Here is a 3,358-nt window from a genome sequence, read left to right as displayed (position 1 = left end):
GCCGGGGGTGGTGGGTGGGCCGTTGCTGCGGGCGGCGACTGGGGTTGCGGTGCCGCGTGGTGGGGGGCGGGAGGGCCGTGCGGCGGGGGGTCGTGGGGCGGTGGACTCCGGTGATCGCGGTTTTTCTGGTGACGTAAGTGGGCTCCCAGGTGAGGGAGTTGAGGATTCCGCTCGATTTGGCGTGCTGCGGCCTCGTACGGAGGTGGCGCCGGTGGTCCGGGGAGCCGTGCCGCGGCGGGGGGACGGGGCGGCCGGGGCCGGGCGGCGCGGGGCGCGCGGGGCCGGTGAGCGGGTGGTGCACGTGCAGATCGGGCGGCTGGAGGTGAGCGCGGCCGGCGCCGAACGCCCCGGGGCCGGTGGGCGTCCCGCGCGGCCCGAGCGGCGCGGGCCCGCGCTGAGCCTCGCCGACTATCTGGCCCACCAGGAACGGACTTCAGGGGGACGGCCCGTATGAGCAACGCACTCGCCCTCGCAACGGTCACCCAGGCCCTGGCCCTGCTGATCGAGCACAACCTCCATCCCGAGATCGACCTCGCGGTCTCGGTGGAGACCCGCAAACCGCCGGCCGACCCGCCGACCGACCCGACGATCACCGTCTTCCTCTACCAGATCACCCACAACCCCTCGATGCGCAACAACGACCTGGTCACCCGCGCCTCGGACGGCACCCTGCTCAAGCGCCCCGCCGCGGCGGTCGATCTGCACTTCCTGATCAGCGCGTACGGGGAGGAGCAGGAGCTGGTCGGGCAGCGGCTGATCGGCAGCGTGGTGCGCACACTGCACGAAATCCCGGTCCTGCCCAGGGAGTTGATCGAGGAGGCGGCGACCCGGCCGTATCTGGCGGGCAGCGATCTGGCCGAGTCGCTCCAGAAGGTCCGTTTCACGCCGACCCAGATGGACGTGGACGAGACCTCCAAGCTCTGGGGCATGCTCAACAACACCCCGTACGCCCTGTCGGTGGCCTACCAGGCGTCGCTGGTGCTGCTGGACGGCCACCGGAAGCCGGCGCCGGCGCGGCCGGTGGAGCGGGTGGGGGTGGAGGCGGTGCCGGGGGTGCCGGGAGAGGTGCCGGCGGGGGTGTCGGCGGAGGTGTCGATCGCGGAACCGGGGGCGGCTGCGGAGGGGTCACCGGCGGCTTCGGCGGAGGAGAGTGCTCCGGTCAAGCGGGCGGCCAAGCGGGCGGCGGTGGCTGCGAAATCGGCCAAGTCGGCTACCACACAAGGCAGTTCGGGGCGCGGCCGGTCCGGGGCCCGAACCGCTCGGCCGCGCAAGGCGTCCGGGGGCGGTACGGGCAGCACCGGTGGCACCGGCGACGGGGAGAGCTGAGCATGAGCGGGGGCGCGGGCGTGAGGGGTGAGGCGGACGGCGCGGAGGGCGCGGCCCTGGCCGCCGCCGTGCGGGCCGTCCTCGCCCGCCTGGACGCGCACGCCGCCCGGGCAGGCCGTACGGCGGACGGGACGCGTACGGAGGGGGCGGCGGATGAGGCGCGTACGGAGGGAACGGCCGGGGCGCCGGCCGCAGCGGCCGAGCCCTCCCCCACCCCCCTCGACTCCCTCACCGCCTGCTTCGGGCTGACCGCCTTCGAGCGGGAGATCGTCCTGCTCACCGCCGCCGCCGAGCTGGACCCGACCACCGGCGCCCGGTGCGCCGCCGCCTGCGGGGACCCCGGCCGCCCGTACCCCACGTTCTCGCTCGCGCTGGCCGCCCTCGCCGAACCGCACTGGAGTGCCCTGACGCCGGTCGCCCCGCTGCGCCGCTGGCAGTTGGTCGAGTTGGCGGACGTCACCCAGCTGACCACCAGCCGCCTGCGCCTGGACGAGCGGATCCTGCACTTCCTGGCCGGCGCCCCCTATCTGGACGCCCGGCTCCACGGGCAGCTGCGCCGGGTCTCCGCCCCCGCGACGCTCCCGCCGTCCCACGAGGCGGCGGCCCGGCGGGTGGCGGCGGGCTGGGCGGGCGGCGGCCCGGACGCGCCGTTACGCGTCGAGCTGGTCGGCGGCGATCAGCGGACCCGCGCCGAGATCGCCGCCGCCGCGGCCCGCCGCGCGGGGCTCGGCCTGTACGCGATGGCCGCCGCCGACCTCCCGGCCGGCCCCGCCGACCGCGACCGGCTGGCCCGGCTCTGGCAGCGGGAGGCCGTCCTGCTGCCGGCCGCGCTGCTGGTCGAGGCCGGGGAGCTGGACCGCGAGCAGCAGGCCGCCGCGGACGCCTTCATCGCGGGCGCGGCCGTCCCGCTCGCCGTATCGGCCCAGGAGCCGCGCCCGACCGGCCATCCGCGCGGCGAACGCGTCACCGTACCGAAGCTCTCCGACGAGGAGCAGCTCGCCCTGTGGAGCGAGGCGTTCTCGGACGTACCGGAGCTGGCCGACGAGCACCTCGCCGCCCTGGTGGCCCAGTTCCAGCTTCCCCCGCACGTCGTACGCTCCGCGGCCGCGGCGGTCCGGCGGGACCTTCCGGACGCCGCCGGGCTCGGTGCCGCCGAGCTGGCCTGGCGGGCCGGGCTGGCCGAGGCGCGGATGGGGCTGGACGAGCTGGGGCGGCGGATCGAGCCGCGGGCCGGCTGGGACGATCTGGTGCTCGCCGAGCGGCAGTTGCGCGTGCTGCGGGAGATCGTGGCGCATGTGCGGCGGCGGGCGACCGTCTACCAGGACTGGGGGTTCGCCGCGTCGCTGCGCAGCGGTCTCGGCGTCACCGCGCTGTTCGCGGGCGGTTCCGGGACCGGCAAGACACTGGCCGCCGAGGTGATGGCCCGGGAACTGGGCCTGGACCTCTTCGTCATCGACCTCTCCCAGGTCGTCAGCAAGTACATCGGGGAGACGGAGAAGAACCTCAGCCGGGTCTTCGACGCGGCCGAACGCGGCGGCGCGCTGCTGCTGTTCGACGAGGCGGACGCGCTGTTCGGCAAGCGCAGCGAGGTCAAGGACAGCCATGACCGGTACGCCAACCTGGAGGTCAGCTATCTGCTGATGCGCATGGAGGCGTACCGCGGGCTGGCGGTGCTGACCACCAACATGAAGAAGGCCCTGGACCCCGCCTTCATGCGCCGGATCCGCTTCGTCGTCGACTTCCCCTTCCCCGGCGAGCGGGAGCGCGCGGAGATCTGGCGGCGGGTGCTGCCGGACCGGGCGCCGACGAAGGGCCTGGACCCGGAGCTGCTGGCGCAGCTGACCGTGGCCGGGGGCTCGATCCGCAATATCGCGCTGGCGGGGGCGTTCCTGGCCGCGGAGGAGGGCGTCCGCCTCCAGATGCGGCACATGCTGGCCGCGGCCCGTACGGAGTACCTGAAGCTGGAACGTTCTCTGACACCGTCGGAGGTCCACGGATGGGTGTGAAGCAGGAGGCGGGGGCGCTGGGGGGC

The 3,358-nt window shown here is 75.1% G+C and carries 2 protein-coding genes and 1 pseudogene; 2 read left to right on the top strand and 1 reads right to left on the bottom strand.

The window, feature by feature from the left end; all coding sequences use genetic code 11:
• A pseudogene (locus ADL22_RS36095) lies at positions 1–421 on the bottom strand (hypothetical protein); the annotation flags it as partial.
• Positions 422–450: 29 nt separating this feature from the next.
• Between ADL22_RS36095 and ADL22_RS12790 the strand changes: the two are divergent.
• On the top strand, positions 451–1,326 hold the full coding sequence (locus tag ADL22_RS12790; protein ID WP_066977398.1) for a DUF4255 domain-containing protein: 876 nt from the start codon (positions 451–453) through the stop codon (positions 1,324–1,326).
• A 2-nt stretch (positions 1,327–1,328) separates the two neighbouring features.
• Positions 1,329–3,332 (top strand): ATP-binding protein, encoded by a 2,004-nt coding sequence (locus ADL22_RS12785; protein ID WP_066977395.1) that lies wholly within the window; start codon positions 1,329–1,331, stop codon positions 3,330–3,332.
• The last annotated feature ends 26 nt before the right edge of the window (positions 3,333–3,358 follow it).

The sequence above is a fragment of the Streptomyces sp. NRRL F-4489 genome (assembly GCF_001509485.1).
In the GTDB taxonomy this organism is placed as follows: domain Bacteria; phylum Actinomycetota; class Actinomycetes; order Streptomycetales; family Streptomycetaceae; genus Streptomyces.
The sequence above is the reverse complement of the archived record's forward strand: the minus strand, read 5'-3'. Positions and strand labels throughout refer to the sequence as shown.

Coding starts and splice junctions, on each gene's coding strand:
- ADL22_RS12790 (WP_066977398.1), top strand. CDS start 451: ATGAGCAACGCACTCGCCCTCGCAACGGTCACCCAGGCCCTGGCCCTG.
- ADL22_RS12785 (WP_066977395.1), top strand. CDS start 1,329: ATGAGCGGGGGCGCGGGCGTGAGGGGTGAGGCGGACGGCGCGGAGGGC.